6 protein-coding genes and 2 pseudogenes are annotated in these 25,248 nt (G+C 53.8%); 5 read left to right on the top strand and 3 right to left on the bottom strand.

From position 1 onward, the window contains the following. Positions 1-68 precede the first annotated feature (68 nt). Together UH5x_RS17720 and UH5x_RS17715 are read left to right on the top strand one after the other, a co-directional pair. Entirely contained in the window at positions 69-3,629 is a 3,561-nt protein-coding gene (locus UH5x_RS17720) for a dockerin type I domain-containing protein (protein ID WP_482633197.1), read from the top strand. A gap of 220 nt (positions 3,630-3,849) precedes the next feature. Beyond that, a complete protein-coding gene (locus UH5x_RS17715; protein ID WP_482633196.1) occupies positions 3,850-7,377 on the top strand; it encodes a dockerin type I domain-containing protein in 3,528 nt (1,175 codons plus the stop codon). Positions 7,378-7,695: 318 nt separating this feature from the next. On the opposite strand, the gene UH5x_RS17710 is transcribed toward UH5x_RS17715, so the two are convergent. After that, positions 7,696-7,923 (bottom strand): hypothetical protein, encoded by a 228-nt coding sequence (locus UH5x_RS17710; RefSeq protein WP_482633195.1) that lies wholly within the window; start codon positions 7,921-7,923, stop codon positions 7,696-7,698. Between the two features lie 121 nt (positions 7,924-8,044). Between UH5x_RS17710 and UH5x_RS17705 the strand changes: the two are divergent. From UH5x_RS17705 to UH5x_RS17695, 3 genes and pseudogenes are all read left to right on the top strand, one after another. Further along, positions 8,045-8,242: pseudogene (locus tag UH5x_RS17705) on the top strand (transposase); the annotation flags it as partial. 64 nt (positions 8,243-8,306) lie between these two features. Further along, on the top strand, positions 8,307-9,668 hold the full coding sequence (locus tag UH5x_RS17700) for a transposase (RefSeq protein WP_482633194.1): 1,362 nt from the start codon (positions 8,307-8,309) through the stop codon (positions 9,666-9,668). A gap of 56 nt (positions 9,669-9,724) precedes the next feature. Continuing rightward, positions 9,725-10,114 (top strand): annotated as a pseudogene (locus UH5x_RS17695) (transposase); the annotation flags it as partial. A gap of 22 nt (positions 10,115-10,136) precedes the next feature. Here UH5x_RS17695 and UH5x_RS17690 read toward each other — a convergent pair. Beyond that, positions 10,137-11,726 carry a hypothetical protein gene (locus UH5x_RS17690; protein WP_482633193.1) on the bottom strand — a complete coding sequence of 530 codons (1,590 nt, stop codon included), beginning with the start codon at positions 11,724-11,726 and terminating at the stop codon, positions 10,137-10,139. A 155-nt stretch (positions 11,727-11,881) separates the two neighbouring features. After that, positions 11,882-25,015 (bottom strand): dockerin type I domain-containing protein, encoded by a 13,134-nt coding sequence (locus UH5x_RS17685; protein ID WP_482633192.1) that lies wholly within the window; start codon positions 25,013-25,015, stop codon positions 11,882-11,884. Positions 25,016-25,248 lie beyond the last annotated feature (233 nt).

The following is a 25,248-nucleotide window of genomic DNA, read 5'->3' as shown; positions in this document are numbered from 1 at the left end:
CCCTACAATGGATATTATTGACGAGTGCCGAACGTCCCCGATTCTGTCAAGCGTTACCGAGCAATACCATGTCTGCCTCCCCTCCCGGCTCACGTCATATCACTGCTTCCCGTCGCCGCCCGCTGCGAGTCGAAAAGCTCGAATGTCGAGACCTTCTTGCCGCGGGACTTGATCATTGGATGAGTGACCAATTCAGTTCAGAACTGGATTGGTCCGCCCAGACAGACCCTGTCTCTCAAGTAATCGGAGTCGACCTATTCTCGCTCTATCGAGAAACAGTGAGCCCTGGGGACAACTTAGATCTAAAATACTTGGTAGGAAAGACTGGCTTGGATCTGAATCGAGACGCTTCAGGTAATGTGATGGTCGACGTCATTGCGAGTGACGATTCTGTACCCCTGCGAGAGGAATTGGCCGAACTTGGGTTTGCAGAGGTAGGTTCTTTCGGAAAAATGGTTAGCGGATGGATCAGTCCTGGTGCATTAGGTGAATTGTCGTCACTTTCATCTGTCAATTTTGCACGACCATCGTATTCACCGATTAGCAATGTAGGTTCGGTTGAAAATCAAGCTGACCCATCAATGCGCAGTAATTTAGCCAAAGCCAACTTTGGCGTGGACGGCTCGGGAATCAAAATCGGAGTGCTTTCCGATAGTTACAACTCGCTCAATGGTGCCGCGTCTGGCGTTTCCACTGGTGACCTTCCAGGCTCAGGGAATCCCAATGGTTTCACGACGCCTGTTCAAGTGTTGGCTGATATCAACAACGGTACTGATGAAGGCCGTGCGATGCTGGAATTGATACACGATGTAGCGCCAGGTTCTGAACTTGCGTTTCACACCGCAAACCCAAGCCCAGCTGCCTTCGCACAAGGGATCATTGATCTAGCCAACGCCGGTTCGGATGTGATTGTTGATGACATAACCTATCCGGCTAGTCCGTTTTTCCAAGACGGTATTATCGCGCAAGCTGTCGAACAAGTCACAGCACAGGGCACTCCATTTTTCTCCTCGGCTGGCAACCAGGGACGTCAATCATACGAAAGCGACTTCCGTACAAACGGTGCTCAAATTCAGTTCGGTCCCAATACCTACATTTTGCATGACTTTGATCCGGGTCCTGGCCTCGACAACACTCAATTAGTTGCTCTCCCCCCCTTCAGCTCGACGGTGCTATCGTTTCAATGGGACCAACCATTTGCCTCCGCTGGCGGTGCCGGGTCACAGAGCGACCTTGATATTTTCGCATTCACTTTTACCACCAACATCCTAGCCGCTTCAAGCACGACCAATAATATTGGTGGGGATGCAGTGGAACTCATCTCGCTCAGCAACAACTCCAGTCAACCGCTGTTTCTGAATTTGGTGCTCGCTCAAAATATCAATGTTGGCGGACCGATTGCAACGCGAGTGAAGCATGTTGATGTTAAGTCGGGGAACATTTTGGATATTGGGGAATACGACACACAAAGTTCGACCATCTTTGCTCATCACAACGCGGCGAACGGAGCTGGGATCGGAGCAGCAGACTATCGCAATACTCCCGCGTTCGGTGTCAGTCCTGCACAGCGTCAACCGTCAACATCTGCTGGTGGCGTACCAATCCTGTTTGATACCGCCGGCAATCGACTGCCAACTCCAGTCATTCGCCAACAGCCCAGAGTCGTTGCCCCGGACACGACAAATACGACATTCTTTGCGATGGGGTTCGATCCCGATAACGACGGCTTTCCAAATTTCCCAGGCACCTCGGCTGCTGCTCCACACGTTGCAGCTGTGGCCGCACTAATGCTAGAGGCCGCCGGTGGTCCGGGCAGTTTGTCGCCCCAGGCGATCTATTCAACCCTGGAACAAACTTCTCTTGATATGTTCACACCCGGATTTGACTTCGACACTGGCCATGGATTCATTGATGCGCAAGCTGCTGTTTCAGCAGTAAGCCCCCCACCCCACCCCGGCGGTGGATCCTTCGAGGACGGCACGTTCTTTGTGGCATCAACGAGCAATGGCGATCGCGAGCTCTATATCACCGACGGGACAACCGGAGGAACCAATCTTGTTCGCGATCTCGCTGGCAACTCCGATCCAAAAGAACTGACAGTTCTCGGCAATCAACTTTTGTTTACCGCATTGACCGCAAGCGGAGATCGAGAGCTTCATTCGTCCAAAGGCACCTTTGGGACGACCGGTTTAGTACGTGATTTAAGCGGAGGGTTTGAGAGCAAACCGATCGATCTGACCCGGGCTGGCAATACAGTTTATTTCACTGCCAAGCTGAACAGTGGCCAGCGCGAATTATTTAAAACGCAGGGAACATTCCAGTCAACGAAATTGGTCCGCGATCTATCGGGCTCCATCAGTTCCAGTCCAGATGACTTGACCGCAGTCGGATCAAAATTGTTTTTCACAGCATTAACAAACTCAGGTGAACGAGAGCTGTATGTGACCCAGGGCGCGTTTTCAACGACGAAATTAGTGCGTGACATTTCAAACAGCGTTAGCGCCAATCCGGAAAACCTCGTTGCGGTTGGCAACAAGCTGTACTTCACGGCGACCTTACCGACGGGTGAAAAAGAACTGTTCGTTTCTGACGGAACGGCTGCTGGCACGAAAGTGATGCGGAACTTCAACGGGTCCGGAACAGCCGACCCACAAGACCTAACACGGGCTGGCAGTTTGCTGTTCTTCACTGCACGGCTTTCTGATGGACAGCGAGAATTGTTCGTCAGCGATGGGACCTTTGCAGGAACAAAACTGGTGCGTGATCTCGCTGGTTCGCTGAACAGCATCCCACAAAACTTGACGGCAGTGCGAAGCAAGCTGTATTTCACGGCCCGAACGAGCTCGACTCAGCGAGAACTGCATATCACCAACGGTACCTTCAGTGGCACGCGCGTCGTTCGAGATCTGTCCGGAAGCACGAGCTCAGCCCCTGAGTCCTTGACTGCTATTGGAACCAAACTGGTGTTCAGCGCCAAACGTGCCAACGGTCAACGAGAGCTGTTTCAAACCAATGGAAGCTTCTCCGGTACCGGTCTGGTTCGCGACCTTTCCGGAAGCAACAGTTCGTCACCGTCTCAGTTTGTTGCAGTCAATGATAACGAAATCCTTTTCACTGCGGTGCAGTCCAATGGCCAACGAGAACTCTACCGCAGCGATCTGACATTCCCAGGTACCGAATTGGTGAAAGACATCAGCGGGGCTCTTTCGTCGGTACCAAAGCTGCTCACCGTGCTCAGCTCCAGTTCAAATGATACGACAGCTTCTTTCATCGATGAAACTCCCGTCGATGATCTCGCTCAAACCTCCCTCGCGACAACATCAAATTTCCTGGACGTCAACCAAGATGGAGTTACATCGGCTCGTGACGCCTTGGTGATTATCAACTATCTAAACGCAAACGCTGCCGCAAATCGCGCGTTTGATGAAAGTTTCGCGAGGATAGATGTTAACGGTGACGGGACTGTCTCTGCCCTCGACGCACTCATGGTGATCAATCGACTCGCCGCTGGCTCTGTCGTCACTTCTCAAACGTTCCTGAGTGATCAGAACCGAATCGACGAGGCCTTTCGCGACGATGAGTACCTTGATGAGTTGTCCGCCAGTTCCCTGACGGTCGAACTTTTGTAATTGGCTCACGCCCTGGTCAGATCGCGCCGGTGTTCCCGAGTTCCTGGCCCGGAGATCAGTGCCGCTTAAAACGCCCCATAAGGAAGAGTGCCCCAGTTTCGATCGCTACCGCAGCTTAGACGAACCAAGATCGATCCAAGAGACCAGTTCCCAATTCGGGCCCCCTCATATGAAGTAAGTTCTGAGATGGGCTGCCAAATTTGCAACAAGGAGAAGTGCGATGTCGAAGTTGAACCGAAGAACAAACCATAAAGTGACAAAACGACCATCCAATCGTCGCCGGCTTCGATGCGAGGCACTGGAGCAACGGCGTCTACTTGCTGCTGATGTCGAGCATGGTCCGGCTGGCGTTGACGTGGAAATGGGGAAGTTTACTCACGAAGAAATCGCAGCTCTTGAAAGCGTGCCCTTCGATTCTTCCCACAGCTCCAAGTCGATTGTCCCTGTCCAAGATGGAATTCACCAAAGCAATACGTTGACATTCGTGCTGGATTTCAAATCGTCGGCGCAGCCAGACACGACGGACATTTTTGGCAATGTCGTCAGTGTCTTTGATGTCGGTAGTTATGGATTCAGCAATTCCGAGTTTGCATTTCTAAGCAACGAGATCCTGGAAGCTGTTAAAGAAGACTATTATTACGAACTCGTCGAAACGGTGGCAGGACCGGTTGGCAGTGACCTCGCTGTCAATTTTGTGATTGGCGACATCGGTGTCGCTCCGTCTGGGATCTCAGAGTACTACTATGTGCAAATAGGCACAGGGGAAAGCGGTCCGCATTCGGGCGGAACGTTAGGGGTGGCTGGTGGTAGCGTGGTCCGCAATTCATCTGGTTCAGGACCGAACTTTAGCATTGCCGTCGGAGATGTTGTCAGCTCGGTCTTCACCGATGCGATCAACGGATTGGGTGGTTTGACGCCTTCAAATGCGTTGACAAATGGTTACGTTGGTCGCACCGTCAACGCGATTGCGGGTACCCTGTCGCATGAGATTGGGCACGCCGTTTCCTTATCGCACATTGACAAATCGGGATCAGTTCAACCGACGCAGGGAATTTCGCCAATCATGGGAACTGGTGCAATCGACTTGCCAAACATTGATCGCATTTCAAATCGCGAGTTTTCTCTTTCGGGCTTTGATGGGCAAAATAGCAATGCTGCGCGTCTGCACATCCAGCAACTTGAGGATGCGATTGGTCTACATCCGGTTCCCGCTGGTTCGATCAGCGGTCAGGTCTATAACGATACCAATGAAGATGGAATCCACAATGGCGTGGAGCCAGGACTTTCCGGTGTGATTGTGTATGCAGACTACGACAACGACGGAACTTTGGATTCGGGTGAACCAACAGCGACAACTTCTTCCAGTGGTTCTTATACGCTTTCTGGAATCACGAGGGACCGCGCCGTTGTGCGTCAAACTTATTCCGATGACGCTCGGCAAACCGGTGCTGAATCCACCTCACTCGTGTTTACTGAATTTTCGGAACAGACACCCGACTTCATTGAACTGCAGAATGTTTCAGGAACCGCGTTCGATACCAGCGGATGGTTCATTGCATCGAACAGTGGATTTGACGGTATTCTGGATATCAACACTGCCCATCCTAATGTCTTTAACCTACCAGCATCACTTGACGCCAACGAAATCCTGACAGTGACGGACGCTTCAAGTGACCCACACTACTGGGGCGCAAACCTGAACTTCGTAACGGCAACGGGTGGATGGCTGTTGCTGATTGACGACACTGGCCAGGTACGAGACTCTCTGTTTGCGGGCTGGACGGAACCGGATATCGCGTCACTGAATGTCACTGTCGGTGGTGTCAACGTCACCGGCGCAGATACGAATTGGGTTGGTGATGGCATTCCCTTGAATGGTGATGATGCCTGGTCCTACCAGCGTGTCGGATTTTCAGACACCAACACGCAAGAAGACTTTGTATTACAAGCCATTTCCGAAGACGTGCAGAACGTGCGTTTGAATTCTAATTTTGGATTTCAATCCGCAGGACGATTAGTGACTGAGATCAGCGGAAACGCAATCGTCAACGAAGACTTTGGGGCGACCACGGAACAAGACCGTCAGGATTCCTTTTTTACTGCGATCAACGACACCGGCGACCGCGAATTGCACTTCACCAATGGAACCTCCGGTGGCACCTTTTTGGTGCGAGACCTTTCCGGCGGCACGTCGGCAGACCCCAAGCAGTTGACGTGGTCCGGTAGTGAACTGTACTTCACCGCACAAACCAATGGCGGTCAGCGCGAACTATACAAGAGCGACGGAACCTTTAAGGGAACCGGTTTAGTACGTGATCTTTCAGGAACATACAGTAGCGACCCCAAAGATTTGACGATGGTGGGTGAAACTCTCTTCTTCACGGCACAACAATCGTCCGGCGAACGAGAACTGTATCGCAGCAATGGGACCTTCTCGACAACCGAATTGGTCCGCGACCTCTCGGGAAACAACAATGCCCAATTGCGTAACCTTACCGCAGTAGGTGACAAGCTGTTCTTCACCGCGTTGACGAACAGTGGGCAACGCGAGCTGTATGTGAGTGATGGAACGTTTACGGGAACGTATAACGTACGTGATTTGGCGGGATCAGTTAGCTCAGCCCCAGACGACTTAATTTCATTCGGTGGAAAGCTGTACTTCAGTGCGCTGCAATCGAACGGCCAACGCGAACTTTTTGTTAGCGATGGGACCTTCAGTGGAACCCAGTTAGTTACAAACCTAAATGGTACCAACAGCGCAGATCCGCAGGACTTGACGGCGGTCGGTGCCGGTCTCTACTTCACCGCAACCGTCGGCAACTCTGATCGCGAACTATATTTTACGGATGGCACGTCTGGCGGAACCTTTCTGGTCCACGATCTACCGGCAAATGGAAATCCGACAAATTTGACGGCCGTCAGAAGCAAGCTGTACTACGTCGCGAGAGCTTCCGGTGGCCAGCGAGAACTTTACCTGGCGAGCCAAAACGGGACCAGTTGGCGGTTGGTCCGAGATCTTTCAGGGAGCATCGGGTCCACACCGCAGCAACTGACAGCCTTGGACAGCAAACTTCTGTTTACCGCCCTCCAAGCCAACGGACAGCGAGAACTGTTCATCACCAATGGGACGTTTACAGGAACTAGTTTGGTACGGGATCTTTCTGGCAGTGCAAGCAGTGCGCCATCGGAGATTACTAACGTAGACAACTATGTGATGTTCTCTGCAGGACTTTCAAACGGTCAGCGGGAACTGTACTCCAGCAATGGAACGTTTGGCGGAACATTTCAGGTCGCAAACTTAAGTGGCTCGATTTCATCGGTCCCCCAGGACATCACGCACGCCCCGAAAACTGCCCCTCAATCTGATTCAGCTCCTAGCGAGGTCCCTGGTCTAGCGGCGGAGCAAATCACCACTGATTTGGTCGCAACCGGTTCGACAAAGTCTTCGATCGGTGCGTCAGACGTCAACGGCGACGGCCAGTTCACTGCCCGTGATGTATTGTTCATCATAAACTGGATATCAAGCCGAGAAACTCTAGCAAAATCGCTCCTTCACCAAACTCTTCCCGAAGGCGATATCAACGGCGACGGGGTGGTCACCGCAGTCGACGCATTGGTGCTAATCAATCGGCTTGCAGCCGCAGAAGTGCTCCACGAGCTGGTGCCACCTCGTCAACTGCAGAGTGACATCGACGGATCGCCATTGGATTCCTCACTGCGTGACGAAGAAAATTGGCTCCTGCTTTAGGATTTTCCCCGATGCAAATTCCTACGTCCTATTCGCTCACAGGAAACCGGGACGTGCCACCCAGACGCGTGCGTGTTGTGACGCCAACATTCCCAAACGTGATTGGCTCAAGCCAGTCACGAAGTCGATCGCCTGCGGGCGTGTTCTTGAAGTCTTGAATGACAACTCCACTTGTCCGATACGCCTCAATCAGATTCCGATCAATTGCAAATGTCGTAGACAATCGATCTGCGATCAGTTTCTCAAACTTGCCGCTACCGTGAACTGACGAGGCCATGAATATCAGCACTTCACCAAGCTCTGACGAAAGCGTGTCGGTCAGCTTTCCAGGCGTGGCAATTGCAACGGTTGTCCAGTCAGGATTGCACCAATTAATTGAGACGCGATTGAATCAATCTGTTGCTCGCCCTTGTTCTCCAGCCGGCTGAAAATATCATTCAATTCTAAACGAATGTTCTCTGCGAGATCTCTCAACGCATCGTCAGCCGCTTTTCCGCCATCGGTAAAGGCCTCAGCAGAATTTCGGCAACGGTTTCCAAACCCCATCTCTTCGACAAATCGAAGTGATGAGAAGTAAAGGGGGCTTGTTTACACTCGTATCCGATGGAGCGACGACAACCAAGCGATCTGGATCAGCATCAAATCACACGCACAAAGTCGCCCCAGTTGCACCGACATGTGGCGTCAGTATATGAACGTGATCGCCGAGAAGGCCGCCGACGTGGTGCACACCTTGGACCGATACCACGTGACGAAGAAGTTCGGCGATGCGCTCAACAAGGTCCGGATTGAGGAGGCCCGGCAGTTGAAAGCGGATGGCTATAAAGAGGTGCTAAAAGGGTCGCCATGGTGCCATCTAAAACGCCTAGCAGCGTGTTGATTTTCGCCCAATTTCGGTAACATCACCGAATCTTACTCGGAGGGCCTCGATGGGACTTGGAAAACGCAAACGCGAACATCAGCAATCGTTATGGGTGGCGGCTGACAAACTGTGCAATGCTCCCCGGAATGCATTCTACGATCGACTCAACCAGTTGCTTGACGAGGTCAAATTCGACGAACAGCTGGAAGAGGCAGTCGAGCCATACTACGAGAAGTCCGGTCGCAAGGGCATCGCTCCTGGCACCTACTTCCGCATGATCTTTATTGGATACTTTGTAGACATTTCGTCTCAGCGAGGGATCGCGTGGCGATGTGCCGACAGCAGGTCGCTTGCGAAGTTTCTCGGGTTTGGCCCCGATGAGGCGACGCCCGAACACAGCACGTTATCGTTGACACGGGAACGGCTGCCAATGGAGGTCCACCGCTTCGCCTTTGAGCTGATTCTCAAAGCGACTGCGGAGAACGGACTGCTGAAAGGTAAGACGCTTGGCATTGACGCAACTGACTTGGAAGCCAACGCATCACTCAAGAGCATCGTTCGCAAAGACAACGGCGATGACTGGCAAGCCTATCTTCGCAAGCTGTATTTCGAAGAGACCGGAAAGGACAATCCAAGCGACGAAGAACTTCGCCGGTTCGATAAAGGGCGTAAGTCGAAGAAGAAGGTGAGCAACGATGAATGGGAGAGTGCAACCGACCCAGATTCCCGCATTGGGAAGATGAAAGACGGACGTTTTCACTTGAAGTACAAAGCTGAAAACGCAGTCGATTTGGAAACGCAAGTGATCGTTTCTGCGGAGGTCTACTACGGAAATCGGGGCGACACTCACACGATCGAAGACACCGTGAATTCGGCCAAGACTCACCTCAGAGAGACTTGCCCAGAAAAGGAGGTTCAGGAAGTTGTCGCCGACAAGGGGTACCACTCTGAACACGTACTCGATGTCCTACAGAACGAAAGCGACCTACGCACGTACATTCCAGAACCTGACCGCAAGTACCAACGAACGTGGACTGATAAGTCCCCTCAACGAGAGGCAGCATACCGCCGGAACCGTCGCAGGACCAAAGGGAATCGCGGTCGTCGACTTCAGCGAGATCGCAGTGAACGAGTGGAACGAACATTCGCCCATCTATACGACACTGGCGGTAGTCGCCGGACATGGCTTCGGAGGCTTGAGAAGGTCCAAAAGCGATACATGAGCGCCGCCATGGCATACAACCTCGGGCAGATCATGCGCAAACTGGTCGGCGCGGGGAAGCCAAGGTACGCAGCAGTGCTCGCCGAGCGAGCTTTATCGCGATTATGCGCAGTCTGGGAGGTTCTGACACGCCCAGGAAGCCTCTTGGCCGATTCGCCGCGCCAGCAAAATCAAAATCTGGCGATCCACGCTTCGCTCAGCGCGTGACCGCGGCTGCTCGATGGGAGCGGCAGATCAAAGCGAAAATCAACAGGCTGCTAGAGAATCTGACGGACAAGCAAACGGTCAAGCTTGATGATCTCCTGCAATACAACCTGAAGAGCATCAAAGCTTATCTGATACGAGAAGACTTTCAACGGTTCTGGAGCTACCAAAGTCCGGCCTGGGCAGGCAGTTTTCTCGAGCGATGCGCTCGAAAATCGAACCGATGAAGGACATGGCACGCACACTACGCAGGCACCAAACGCGACTGTTGGACTGGTTTCTCGCTCGTGGCGAGATCTCCAACGGCAGCGTGGAGGGCATGAACACCAAAGCCAAATTGGCGTTGAGAAAGGCCTACGGTTTCAAGTCGTATAAAACGATCGAAATCGCCCTGGATCACCAGTTAGGGAAGCTACCCAAGCCAAATCAAAACCCACCGATTCTGCTGAGGAGGCGAACTTTTTCGTTTTCTCAGGCAACCAGCACCTCGGAAATATATCTCGTAATTTCTTCCGCAAGCGTTAGCGATCCTTCTTCGGTAAAGTGAATGTCACCAGGGATTTGAAGACTGCTCTCATGATTCATCACAAACGAATAAAGGTCGTGGGTTTGAATCCCGTTCTCAGCCATCACTTCCTCGGCGATCGAATTATAAATCAATTCATCACCCTTCAGGTTGATCCTCGATCCTTCCGGTATTGGTGTAATGTTTCGCCAGATCACTGTTGCGCCAGTCGCCAAAAGCTTCTTTGCGATGATGTCCAAATTGGTGCGGTATTCCTCCGTAGTCACCTGATTGGTGCCTACGCCTGCGGGAGAGATGTTCCCTTCGTCATCGACATAAAATAGATCGTGCAATCCAAAGTTAAAATGTATCACATCCCATGACTTCTCCGCTCCGCCAACAGTCAACCATTCATCGATATATTCGATCCCACGAGTCGTTGGTCCGGAATTTGCCGAGACTCGCTGCACATTTGCGAGTCCACTTAAACCTTCTCGTGTCGGCAGCGTGTAGGCCATTGAAATCGAGTCTCCAATGAGAAGCACCCGAGGAAGCGACGGGTCCTCTTCGACGACGACTTCTTCGCGAATTCGAGCCGCGATTTCACCAACAAGTGAGTTGTGCCCACTACCGCCGAATACTGTATCGAAACCTTTGCCGCCATCGACGACATCATTCCCTTGGTGCCCGTGCATTTCGTCGTCACCATCGCCACCATACATTGTGTCATGGCCTTCGCCTCCATAAATTCGGTCGTCACCACTTCCTCCATCGATCCGATCATTTCCCTCAGCACCGCTAAGACGATCTATTCCATCATGCCCATACATGACGTCATTCCCGTCTTCGCCGAATAGCCAATCGTTCCCAGTATTTCCACCAAGGCGATCGTCACCGGTACCACCATATAGAAAGTCTCTCCCCGAGCCTCCCTTGAGGATGTCGTTTCCCGAATCACCGTACAAGTAATCGTCACCGTTGCCGCCCAACAATTGGTCAGCCCCCGAGTGGCCGTGAAGCTTGTCGTTTCCGTCACCACCTTCGAGCCGATCAAATCCCGTGTGGCCATAGAGAATGTCGTCACCGGCAAGCCCGAAAAGAAGGTCGTTACCAGCATTGCCGCCAAGTTGATCGTTTCCATCATCGCCGAATACGGAATCATCGCCATCACCACCCTTCAAAACGTCACTGTCGTCACCACCGTGTAAGAGATCGTTCCCAGCTCCGCCAAGAATTTGGTCATTCCCTTGATCGCCAAACAATTCATCGTCAGCGACGCCTCCTTCGATCCGATCGTTCCCAAGCCCCCCACTAGCCCAAAATGGCACCCCACTCCGGTTGACCAAAATGTCATCGCCCGCATTCCCATTGATCACGATCCGAGAAACCAATCCATCCAAATCCTGCACAGTTAGAGTGTGTTCCAAATGCTGAAGTTCAACAGTGAATACAGTTGGTGAAACCTGGGACACTTCAATATGGTCGTTATCACCGCTTCCCAAAATGACGATGTCGTTTCCTACAATCTCTGCCGTAATCCCGGCAAACGCAGCCAAAGGAAACCGAAATTCGAGGCGTTGAAAACAACCAAACCTCGTTCGTGAAGAGGGTTGCTTCCGCAGTGGCAGCGTTTGACCAAAAGTGCATCGAGCTAGTAGACATTGTCTTAGATAGTCAGCAATCGATCGCATAGAAAACTCAAAACTCATAATCAGATTCTCACCAATTCCTCTTGGTCAACACGCAAGGAGTCAGGGATTTCTTCGTCAGGCACCGCTTGCCCGAAAAATTCATCGACTGCAGTAGGCCACGATGTCGCCTGCCCGACCGGCACTGACGCGAGCTTCCTTGGGCCGGACATTGTAGTCGCAGCGGGAACCAGGGCGTTATAGTCGATCGATGATTCCCCTTCATCGGCGGTGGAGGCTGAGCTATTTCCGGTGGGAAAGACTGCACCGCGACTCTCACCCGAATCACCATTACGGTTGAGCAGGTTGATGATCATCAGGGCATCCAAGGCGGTCACGAGTCCATCATCGTTGACATCCATCGGTGCAGGTGGCACGTTCTCACCGACGATTGACTCGCCCTCGAGCGGTTGGCGATTGAGTTCGTTGACAACACTGAGAGCATCCCGAGCACTAACTTGCCCGTCCCGGTTGACGTCGAATCCATAGTAAGAGACAGCGGGGGACGCAAGCAAACTGCTACCTTGGGTGATCTCAAAAAACGTCCCTTCAATCGTGAATTCCCCATCATTTGGTTTGCCGTTCCAGCGATCAGCAAAAAATGTCAGGTCACCCGATTCGAACCCCTGATCGATGCCTTGAACCTGGCCGCTCACCCCCTGCAAGCTCGCGATCGTGTCCCCATCAAAGTCGACCGATGCTAACAAACGGTCGTCCAACTCAGGAGTGATCGCTACCCAGTTGGTATTGGAGTTGTATTCCCACTGGCTGCCGGTATACCGAACAGCGATCATTTGGTCGCTGTTCAATGAACTAGGTGGGGATGACGCAAATCGAGTGTGGACACTCTCGCGACTATGAAGCAGATAACCGGTCCCCGTCGCATCATCCTGAACACCAATGCCAGAGTTGATCGATCCTAGGCCAACACCCTCGGTCGGCGGTGGAACCGACAATATCTCGAAGTAGGTTCCTTCAATCGTGAATTCCCCATCATTTGGTTTGCCGTTCCAGCGATCAGCAAAAAATGTCAGGTCACCCGATTCGAACCCCTGATCGATGCCTTGAACCTGGCCGCTCACCCCCTGCAAGCTCGCGATCGTGTCCCCATCAAAGTCGACCGATGCTAACAAACGGTCGTCCAACTCAGGAGTGATCGCTACCCAGTTGGTATTGGAGTTGTATTCCCACTGGCTGCCGGTATACCGAACAGCGATCATTTGGTCGCTGTTCAATGAACTAGGTGGGGATGACGCAAATCGAGTGTGGACACTCTCGCGACTATGAAGCAGATAACCGGTCCCCGTCGCATCATCCTGAACACCAATGCCAGAGTTGATCGATCCTAGGCCAACACCCTCGGTCGGCGGTGGAACCGACAATATCTCGAAGTAGGTTCCTTCAATCGTGAATTCCCCATCATTTGGTTTGCCGTTCCAGCGATCAGCAAAAAATGTCAGGTCACCCGATTCGAACCCCTGATCGATGCCTTGAACCTGGCCGCTCACCCCCTGCAAGCTCGCGATCGTGTCCCCATCAAAGTCGACCGATGCTAACAAACGGTCGTCCAACTCAGGAGTGATCGCTACCCAGTTGGTATTGGAGTTGTATTCCCACTGGCTGCCGGTATACCGAACAGCGATCATTTGGTCGCTGTTCAATGAACTAGGTGGGGATGACGCAAATCGAGTGTGGACACTCTCGCGACTATGAAGCAGATAACCGGTCCCCGTCGCATCATCCTGAACACCAATGCCAGAGTTGATCGATCCTAGGCCAACACCCTCGGTCGGCGGTGGAACCGACAATATCTCGAAGTAGGTTCCTTCAATCGTGAATTCCCCATCATTTGGTTTGCCGTTCCAGCGATCAGCAAAAAATGTCAGGTCACCCGATTCGAACCCCTGATCGATGCCTTGAACCTGGCCGCTCACCCCCTGCAAGCTCGCGATCGTGTCCCCATCAAAGTCGACCGATGCTAACAAACGGTCGTCCAACTCAGGAGTGAACGCTACCCAGTTGGTATTGGAGTTGTATTCCCACTGGCTGCCGGTATACCGAACAGCGATCATTTGGTCGCTGTTCAATGAACTAGGTGGGGATGACGCAAATCGAGTGTGGACACTCTCGCGACTATGAAGCAGATAACCGGTCCCCGTCGCATCATCCTGAACACCAATGCCAGAGTTGATCGATCCTAGGCCAACACCCTCGGTCGGCGGTGGAACCGACAATATCTCGAAGTAGGTTCCTTCAATCGTGAATTCCCCATCATTTGGTTTGCCGTTCCAGCGATCAGCAAAAAATGTCAGGTCACCCGATTCGAACCCCTGATCGATGCCTTGAACCTGGCCGCTCACCCCCTGCAAGCTCGCGATCGTGTCCCCATCAAAGTCGACCGATGCTAACAAACGGTCGTCCAACTCAGGAGTGAACGCTACCCAGTTGGTATTGGAGTTGTATTCCCACTGGCTGCCGGTATACCGAACAGCGATCATTTGGTCGCTGTTCAATGAACTAGGTGGGGATGACGCAAATCGAGTGTGGACACTCTCGCGACTATGAAGCAGATAACCGGTCCCCGTCGCATCATCCTGAACACCAATGCCAGAGTTGATCGATCCTAGGCCAACACCCTCGGTCGGCGGTGGAACCGACAATATCTCGAAGTAGGTTCCTTCAATCGTGAATTCCCCATCATTTGGTTTGCCGTTCCAGCGATCAGCAAAAAATGTCAGGTCACCCGATTCGAACCCCTGATCGATGCCTTGAACCTGGCCGCTCACCCCCTGCAAGCTCGCGATCGTGTCCCCATCAAAGTCGACCGATGCTAACAAACGGTCGTCCAACTCAGGAGTGAACGCTACCCAGTTGGTATTGGAGTTGTATTCCCACTGGCTGCCGGTATACCGAACAGCGATCATTTGGTCGCTGTTCAATGAACTAGGTGGGGATGACGCAAATCGAGTGTGGACACTCTCGCGACTATGAAGCAGATAACCGGTCCCCGTCGCATCATCCTGAACACCAATGCCAGAGTTGATCGCCCCGAGAGCAAGGCCCTCAGTACTTGTGTCCGAAGTAACGTTCACCACAAAAGTCCTACTGGCGACACCAAAATCGCCATCATCGAGGGTGACTGAGACCGTGAAGGTTCCTTCCGTAGCATAAGTGTGCGATAGGTCGATTGTCCGCGCTGCGGGATCGATGACCAATGGCTCATTGGCCGCTGAATCACCGAAGTTGACCGTTCCAGTCCACACGTCAACACCGGGATCCGTGAAATCGATGGTACGGGTAAACGTCGCTCCCTGAGCCACTGTTTCGTCGATCCCTGCCTCGAAAGTTGGGGCGACATTGGTGACGACAAGGTTAAACGTAGTGTCGACCGTTACCGTCCCATCGTCGGCGGTGATCGTGATCAGTTGTGACTGCGAGGGACCATCGGTTGTTAGATAGCTCCAAGTCCAAGTGCCATCACCGTTGTTGACAACTGCCCCTAACGACTCGGTCAGCGCGACAGTGTCGCTGAGATCGACATCACCGAAGGTGCCCGTCATCGTCGCGGTGCTGCCTTCCGCGACCACAACGTTTGCCTGATTTGCGTTGATGCCCGGCGCGTTGTTGGCGCCCATGATGTTGACCGCAACCGACGCGGTGCTAGTCGCACCAGCAACATCGGCGATGGTGTAGCTAAAAGTGGAAGAGACGTCTGTTTCGCCACCCGCGAGTGAGTCGAACAGTCCCTTTGGATCGAAGGAAACATTGCCTCCTGCGTCCAATGAAACGATGGCACCGTTGGCAAGTGTGATCGTGCCCGGAAATGCGGCGATGATTGTGTTGACACCATCGCTGATCCCAGTGATTGAGAAGGAGTCGCCAGCATCGGGGTCTGAGTCGTTTGATAAAATCTCGGCGGTAATGTCAGTCGACCCATCGTCCTCTGCAAGTGTGACTTCACCAGCGACATCGTCCACTGCAGTCGGGGCGACGTTGCCTGCTTCGGTCAGCGTCACGTCACCCGCTGCGCCCACCGGGTTGTAGCGGATTCGAAAAACCGTGTTGCCAACGGTAAATGTGTGGCCATCGCTGAGTGTCACACCGGCGTATTGGAACGCTCCATCAACAACCGAACCAGTGCCAGTGCTATCGATAATGGTGAAGACTTCCCGACTTCCCACGGTTGGCACTGTGCCCAAAGTGATGATCAGTTCTGCATTGCCGAGCGCCGTCGTGCGACCATCGCCCGCAACACTCAGTTGATCGTGGTCGCCTGGGTCATTCACGTTCACTTCGAAACTTGCTGTCGCATCGAACGTGATGGAGCTGTCAATACTGAACGAGCCGGTGCCGGCTAGCGCCGGTGCCAGGTCCCCATTGAGGATCAGTGTGCCACCTGACAACGCGGTTCCGACAAAGCTTTGCGAAATGTCGCCCGCGGTGATGATTTCCAACGTGTCGGAATTGGCCAGACGAACAAGACCGGTGAAGACCGCATCGCCAGCGTCCACGGCACCCACGGTAACCTTGTTCAACGCGGTGACCAGATCAAGTTCGGAATCGGTCAGCACGAACTGCCCGGTGCCGCCGCTGGAACCGAAATCGATAGCGTGTCCATTGGTCGGCATTAAACTGACTGAGCCTGCGCCGACAAAGATAGCGTCTTGCAGATCTACATCCGCCGCCGTGATTTGGAAGTTGCCGCCTGACGTCGAAACGGAGCCGCCGACCGAGCCATCGTTAAAGTCGTAGAGCCGCACTTGGCCCGCGTTGCTGTCACTGCCACGGGCCCCGACTGTAACTCGGCTCCCGTCGGCGCTTAGCGAGACCGAAAAGCCGCTTTCATCGCCGGCGGCTTCGCCGTCAATGTCAGGGCCGAGCTGCACCCATTCGGTGCCATTGAACTCGTAGAGCCGCATGTGCCCCGCATCGTTACCGGAACCATCGTTGCCGATCGCGCCAACACTTACCCGACTGCCATCGGCACTCAGCGAGACCGAATAGCCGCTTTGATCGCTCTCTGCTTCGCCATCGATATCGGCACCTCGCTGCGTCCAATCGATACCGTCGAACTCATAGAGCCGCACATGGCCCGCCGAATCGCCGCTGCCATCATTTAGAAACGCCCCAATCGCTACTCGGCTACCGTCGGCGTCCAAGGAGACCGATTGACCGCTGTAATCGAACGCGGCTTCGCCATCGATGTCCGTACCGAGCTGCACCCAGGCGGAACCATCGAATTCGTAGAGCCGCACATGGCCTGCAACGTTTCCGTTGCCGCTGTTGCTAGAAGCCCCAATCGCGAGGCGACCGCCGTCAGCACTTAAAGAGACAGCTCGACCGCTCCCGTCATATTCTCCCTCGCCGTCGATGTCTGCGCCGAGCTGTACCCAGGCGGTGCCACTGAACTCGTAGAGCCGGACATGGCCCGAGTTGATACCACTGCTGTCGTTGCCGGTCGCCCCAATCGCCACCCGGTTACCATCGGCGCTGAGTGAGACCGAATAACCGCTCTGATCGCCCGCAGCTTCACCGTCGATGTCTGCACCGAGTTGCACCCATGCAGTACCGTTGTACTCGTAGAGCCGCACGTGCCCCGCGTCGCTGCCATTGCCATCGTTGCCGCTGGCCCCGACAGCCACTCGGCTGCCGTCGGCGCTCAGCGAGACCGAACGGCCACTTGTATCGTTGGCGGACTCACCGTTGATGTTCGCGCCTAGCTGCACCCAGGCGGTGCCGTTGAACTCGTAGATCCGCACCTGGCCCGCCCAGTAGCCACTGTCGCTGTTGGCGGGTGCCCCGACTGCCATCCGACTGCCATCGGCGCTCAACGAGACCGAAAAGCCGCTCTGACCGAACGCGGCCGCGCCGTCAATATCCACGCCGACCTGTGCCCAACCACTTACAACCGACTCAGCCAGGGTCAGACTTCCGTCGCCATCGTTGTCACTGTCTGCATTAATCGTCAACGCTCCACCGCCGGTAATGACCGCGTCGTTGATTGTCACTCCACCTGTTGCCGTCAATATCACGTCACTCCCACCGGTGCTGATGGCCGCGTTGACGTTGACGCTATCGGCAGTGAGCATTAAGCCTCGATTACCCAGTACGATCACACCGTCGACGCTGATCGTATCGTCACCGGTCCCACCATCAACGATAACATCTGCAGCGTAATTGGCCGCCAAACCGTTGAGGTTGATCGAGTCGTCACCAATGTTGCCGGCATTGATCGTCAGCGAACCGGTCGGATTGTTGAAGGCAACGATTTCCCCCGCGGTTGAATCCACCACCGTCTGTCCGCCACCCGCATCGGTGACCGCAATCGTCTCGGACGTGTCGCTGTAGTTCAGCGTGACGTTTGTTGCATTGATCGTCGAAGTGATGGGTTCCAAACCGGTGTAGTTGATCGTCGCGTTGCCCGTGAGACTGAACGTTCCGCTGGACGCATCAATAAACCCGAACGTCGCATCGGCAAAGCTACCTCCACTCAGCGCGAGCGCATCGCTACCCACACCACCGTCGAAGTGAATCTGACGATCGAAATTGCTAGTCGAGAAGTCAACGGTCAGCAAATCTTCACCGCCAAGGGTATTAACGAGGATGTCGCCGGCGAATGCGGCCAGCGGGATCGTGACCGTGTGGGTGCCGCCACCGCTTGCCCCAGCGATGTCAGTTGATAACAGGTTATTTGGATCGTGGATCGAGACATTGGTTCTACTGGACGAGATCACGATCGCATCGTCCGTGTCACCGCCCGCCGCGTCTTCGATCAGCAAATCGTTCCCACTCAAACCAATGGTCGTCGTCGCAAATTGGAAGTTCGCGAGCGACTCCAGTTCACCTTGAGTCAAAAACGCAGCAGCCTGGCCGCCGAAACCGGTTGAGGTCACAAGGGCCGAGGCAGACACTACAGCCTCCGCTTGCGTGTCACCCAAGATGGTAAACGAAGCAAGTCGAACCGTTTCCCCGGCCGGAACCGTCACGTCGTAAGTCCAGTAAATGTTGTCATCAATCACTTCGACGGCGGTGGGTTTCAAACCACCGGGACCACGGACGTAATGAATGATGGCTGGTGAACCAGTGCCGTCCGCGTCGTCCGTGCCAACCCATTGATCGTTGAAATCGACGATGGTGTCGCCGCTGGAAGTTGCGAAAACTTCGGTGGCTCCGTCCGATCCGAGATTGCCCACGACTCGCACCGTCATTGCAATGTCTGCCCCAGTCGGATTCTCCAAAACCTCAACCGTACGAGCAAAGTCTTGACTGCCCGCTGATGGGACAGTGACTTCGCGCCGAATAACCAAGCCCTCAAAACTTTGAAATCCGGTTTGCACAGTTTGATTGCCGTCGGCAAGGACGGCAGCTACCGTTGGCTCGAAGTCGGGCGCGATGAACGGTTCAGGCGAGGACCGAACCCATACTGGATTCCCTGGAGGCGATTCGTCGATCTGGCCATCACAATTATTGTCAATCCCGTCGACCAATTCCGAGGCATCCGGGTGAATCGAATCTTGGGTGTCGTCGCAATCCGCGTCATTTGCAACGAAGTCTTGAGGTCGGAATGCAGCTGCTACAGACGATGAACTGTCACCATATCCGTCACGGTCGGCATCTTCGTACCAAATGTACAGTGGGTCGTCGTCAATCCATTGGAGCCTGTTCAAACCATCAAATGCGTTGCTTGGACCCTGTACCAGTTGCCCCGCACCGAAGCCGTCGGATTCGATGTCAAAGCCGAAGCCACTGGGTGACGTGAGCGTGTGGGGCAGTGCTCCGACGACAAAGTCGACTGTGAAATCACCTCCAGCAACTCCATCCCCATCGCCGTCAATCGGATCGCCACCGAGGTCGGTCAGCGAATCGTTGACGGTCAACCTGTAAACGCCTTGACTAAGGGCTGCAAAATCGAGTGCCAGGTAGTTGCCTGAAACAAACGAGTCCACGTCGATGATTTCATCGTCTGCGGTTCCCAGTAGCCCGTCGAGACCTACGCCGCGAATTTCTGCAAAGTCCGTCGCAGTGTCAGCTAGTTTGGAGGTGAATTGCAAATCAAAGTAGGCAGTGCCTTCGTCAACGATTCCTGAGTCGAGGCTCGGGTAGATATCGATCACCGATGCCGGGGACAAATCGACGCCCACCCTCACGAAGTTGGCACCCGTGTTAAGCACCGGAGCGTCGAAATCAGACTCTCGGCCATCGACCGAAACTTCCAGGACCAGTGCCGAAGATTTCAGGACGTCGAAATCCAAAGGACTTTCGGACCCTAGAGCGTGTGCAAACGAGCCGTAGACTCCATCCGTCACGTCCAAGGTCACTGTTTCACTGTAGACCGTGAGGCCTTCGAGATAGTCGTAAAGCACAAACTCAAAGGTGTGAATTCCAGTGATCGGTTGCCCGGTGATTGAGTCTGTCAACAACCCGGCGACCGTCAACGTGTCGGATCCATAGTCTGTTGCCTCAACAATGTCAAAACTGCGAGCTGCATAGAGAGTGTTGACGCGGTAGTTGTCCGTGTCCGCCGACACTCCACTACCGTCAACTTTCAATCGCGTCGGCAGCGCCTCGCCGTCGAGGGTCAAGTCCACCCACACATCTGGGTTGTCGCTCAAAATGCTGAGGTCCAGGGGTGCGGTTTGCCCCAGCGTGATACCGAACGATCCACCAATCGAATCGGTCAAGTCCAGTGATCCCGACTCCGCGAAAAGAGCTGTTCCGCCAGTCTCGCTTGTGTACAAAGTCGCTTGGTAGCCGACAGAACCGGCGATCGCCATGTCGTTCAATCCACGCAAATTTCCTAACACGCGTAGCGCCCATGTCGACTCCTCAATGTTCTGAGTCCCGACGGCCAGGAACGCATTCCGTAGTGTCGTGGTTCCTGCCGTGGTCGTGATGACACCACCATTTAATTCGAATCGGTCAGCAGCAGGAGTTCCGTCAATGTCGATTTCCAGGAATAGATTGTTCAACCAAGTCGCATCGAGATCCATCGCATCGATCCCAAGCGTGAAGGCCAGATCCTCTTGATAGAAACCGCCAGGTATCCCCGTCAGGTCAATGCCGTAGGATCCGCCGGAGACCAGTGCTGTCCCGCCGTTGGCAACGTCAAACAAACGGTACTCAATGTCATGAAGACCGGTCAGCGGTTGATCGCTGGAATCCCGCAATTGCATGAATACGGGTAGCGATGAAATGACATCATCCACGACGGGGATCGTCAGCACCACATCATTGCCGTCACCCCCTTGATAACTGATTTGAAACTCGTGACCACCGACTTCGATGATTGCCGCTTCAGACAGCCCGATAAACATGCCTGAAATGGCATCCGAATCGTCGTTGTCGATGATTACAAACGAGTCACCGCTGTCAGGAACGTAGCCATTGCTCAGATCAATCAGCTGCAAGTCCAACGTACCATCAAGGGTAACGCTGCCAGTGACAACGGTTTGGTCGTACTCGGCACCTGCCGTCAGACCACCCAGCTCAACCGTATGTGCGTTGCTGCTACCTAATGTGAAATCGCCGTTGATCTCGGTTTGCGTTGGCGAGTGCCCGAAACTGGTTCCACCATTGAACGTCACCGGGCCTGCGTAGTCTCCGATACCGTCGACTAAAACCTCGAACGTCATCCCGGTTGTTGAGATCACATGTCCATCATTATGAAAACTACCCGCTGGACTGCTGATCGTTCCACGCCCCGTCAGGTTTTTTCCTTCTTCCAACAACGCACCGTTGGACAAAGTGAGCATCCCGTCGGTTGTCGTATCACCCAATATGGTCAAGGACCCCAAAACAGCTTCGTTGGCGTCGCCGATCGTGACGGAGTGCTGACCGACGTTCAAACGTCCATCGCTGAAGAAACCATCGGTCGCGTTGGTGTCTCCCAATGAGAGTGGCCCTGTCGCAGTGATTGTCGATCCTGCGTCGGCAGCGATCGGCGTGGACACGTTGCCTGAACCAAGCAGGACTCCGGCACCGCCTAGGTGGACACCCGCCGTCGCTTGGATCACACCACCGTCGATCAACGTGGCATTGCCAAGTCCGACGAAGGTCGCCGAGCCGACATCCAGTGTCGCGTCTCCGATATCGACGGTGCCAGTAATTGAGAACGCCAAAAAGTCGTCGAATTGAACTTGCTCCATCAATGTATAGACAATCGAGTTACCCGCGTCGCCATTGACCACCACCGAACCACCGGAAAGTTGATTGGTCCGCGGCGTCAGCGTGGCGACTGAGGTTCCCTCCCCAATCACCGTGATCACGTCTCCCGCCTGCCCACCGCCGTCGAGTTCGATCGCCAACGGCAGTGATCCGCTGGACAGATCGACGACCGACATGTCATCACCCTGGCCTAGCTGTAACTGCACCCCTTGCAGCAATGACAACGGCACAGTCAAAGACTCACGAGCTTCGTTGATGTAGGTTTGATCGATCGATGTCAAAAACGCTTGATTAGCGGAAGTGAACACCAAGTCTTCGCCGACACGCCCAATCATCACATCCATGTCGACCGTATCAACACTCAGGTCTTCGATCCGCAATAGGTTTCCATCAATGGCAGCATTGATACCGCCCGTGATCTCGAAACCATCAACTGTTGATCCAACGAAGATGCGACTGAACCCGTTCGAATAGTCTCCGAAAGTCACTAAGAAGGTTTGCCCGTCGTCGCTGGGGATGACCTGGATTGATTCGCCGGAGTTACCGCCGTAGATACTGTTGAGTGGGGTCACCGCTCCCGTCGCATCCGAAGCGTCGCTTACAAACCTAACGGATCCGAGATTCTCAACTCCAAGGTTATTGGCACCCTCATCGGTCACGATATAGTTTCCGTCTGCAAGTTCGGTTACCTGGAACTTTGCAACGGTTTGAACATACCCGTCGTAGTCGATCCCGTCATTGTCCAAGTAGCCCTCAGCCGCGTTATTGCCAATGATACTGTTGGATGCGTCAATCGCCCCAACAACTCCCGTGGATCCACTGGCGAATGTCACCGCTCCGACGTTAATTGCATCACCATTGTCCCAGTTGTTAGAAACGACGGCATAATCGCCACCTGAGAAGACAGTGACTTGTTCACCAATTTTGTCGTTGGCGGTCGCTCCTACCAGACTGTTGGTTTCGTCGACGAATCCTAGGACGGGCGTAGATGCGCTGATGTACGTGACCGCACCTGCATCGACCATGCTACCGATGTCAACAACGGGGCTCTGGAACACATAGCGACCGGGACCTAGCTCACTGAATTGGCTACCGACGCGGTCTCCTGATGTGCCGCCGACCAAGCTGTTTGTTGCGTCGAGAGTACCGACGACAGGATTCGCCGGGGAAATACGCGTGATCGCTCCTGCGTTCTGATTCCAGCTAGATGATCGAACAAGATAGTCTCCATCGTCGAGCAATGAAATTCCACCGATCCCGACATAATCACCGGCTTGAGAGCCAACGAGACTATTGGCGGGCGAGACAACTCCCACGGTACCGGACGCTCCATCACCATGTGTGACCGCCCCCGCGTCTGAAAGTCCAGCATGATTCCATGAATACGATCTGACGACGTAGTCACCACCAGGCAGCGGCAGGACCGATTGCCCGACTTGATCAGACGCCGATGACCCGATCAGACTATTTGACGAATTGACCAATCCTGTCACCGGATTAGAGCCATCGATCCAAGTGGCGGCACCAACGTTGTCGAATCCGGCAGACTGGAAATTTGGACTACCGATGACAGCGTTTCCGTTATCAAGAGCAACCGCTTGCGAACCAACGTAGTCATAGCTGTTCTCTCCAACGAGACTATTGGTGATCGAGATTTCGCCCGTCAGCCCCACATCACCGTTTCCCCAAGTCACGGCTCCGACGCGATTGTTAGAGCCGTTGCTCCAATTAGGTGTCAACGCCAAATAATCGCCACCGACTAAGGCGATCGCCTTGCCAACTTGGTGGCTCGAGTACGAGCCTACGAAGCTGTTGGTGGAACTTACCGTCCCGATGATTCCGGTCGTGCCACTACCCCAAGTCAGTGAGCCAGAATCTTGATAACCAGCTATTGGGTCATCGTAGCTTGTGTTTCCGATTAGATAGTTGCCGTTATCCAATAGCGTTATCGGGGTAGAATAATATCTCCCAAAATAATCGTTGGCACTTGAGCCTACCAAGCTGTTGGTTTCACTGACAATTCCAGCGAAAGTATCGCCTGGAAGGAAAGTGACCGCCCCCGCGTTCGTCAGGCTGCCGTTGTCCCAGTCTTGGCTTAGCACCAAATAGTTACCATTCTCAAGCGACACAACCTGATTACCAATGCGGTCGTTGTCCTGCGAGCCGAGCAAACTATTGCTTGCGTCCACGGCACCGATTGCGGGTGCAGTCGGATTGATCAGTGTGACGGCACCCACATTCTGCGCACTCGCAGAATCAACCTCACGCGAAAGCACGAAAAATTCGCCACTGGCCATCGAAAGGAAACTTGATCCGACCCGATCACTTGTCCGGCTACCGATCAAACTATTGGACGCATCAATGACACCGGTGATCCCGCCGTTACCACTTCCAAACGTTACCGCACCCGCGTCTGTCACGGTCGGACTGTCCCAATTGGACGCCAGCGAGACGTAGTCACCTGTCTCAGTGACTTGGACGTTTGCTCCTACGTTGTCCGCCAAAGTGGAGCCGATCAAACTGTTACTAGCTGAGACGGCACCTGAAACGCCAGTGTATCCGTTGCCGAATGTAATTGCGCCGACGTCTATTTGAATGCCATTGTCCCAGTATCGGCTGCTGACGATGAAGTTTCCATCACCAACTTCGTTGACACCCGATGCACCTATGTTGTCTCCCGCAGATGATCCAGTCAGCGTGCTAATCAAATCACCAGTTTGCCCGTTGAATAGGTAAACCGCTCCCGCATCAATTCCCCCCACGTCATCTTGGGGTGCCGTGACGACTACGTTTCCGGTTGAGAGCGGCAGAATCTCTCGACCGAATTGATTGTCGACACTCGGATTTGGATCGACAAACTCTGGGAAATTCGCCGCTAACAAACGCCTGTCTTCCAGTAGTTCAGCCCGGAGCCGATTGCGGCGGCATCGAAGTTTGGTCGTTTTCGTCCCAGATTTTTTTCCAGCTTGACGAGTCGTTTTTCTACGTAACATTCGAAAAAGCATGGTTTCTTCAGTATGAGTGGTTGTGGTCGCGCGACTTGATCAATTGAATATCGGGGATGTGCCCCCTGTCGCTGGTTCACGGTGGCACGGAATCCTCCGGAGACAATCAGCGACGATTCCTGTTGCTGCTTCAGCTAACACCGAAAGCCAAGTGTACCACCACACCCCCCTCTAGAGGCGCCGGCATACCCCTTTTTCCCGGGGTTCTTCCAGGAATTGAG

The organism is Rhodopirellula sp. UH5, assembly GCF_056839225.1.
This window is presented reverse-complemented; position numbering and strand designations above follow the sequence as displayed.

What these genes read in the sequence shown, in the direction of transcription:
- UH5x_RS17720 (WP_482633197.1), top strand. Translation starts at nt 69, where the DNA reads ATGTCTGCCTCCCCTCCCGGCTCACGTCATATCACTGCTTCCCGTCGC.
- UH5x_RS17715 (WP_482633196.1), top strand. Translation starts at nt 3,850, where the DNA reads ATGTCGAAGTTGAACCGAAGAACAAACCATAAAGTGACAAAACGACCA.
- UH5x_RS17710 (WP_482633195.1), bottom strand. Translation starts at nt 7,923, where the DNA reads ATGGGGTTTGGAAACCGTTGCCGAAATTCTGCTGAGGCCTTTACCGAT.
- UH5x_RS17700 (WP_482633194.1), top strand. Translation starts at nt 8,307, where the DNA reads ATGGGACTTGGAAAACGCAAACGCGAACATCAGCAATCGTTATGGGTG.
- UH5x_RS17685 (WP_482633192.1), bottom strand. Translation starts at nt 25,015, where the DNA reads ATGTTACGTAGAAAAACGACTCGTCAAGCTGGAAAAAAATCTGGGACG.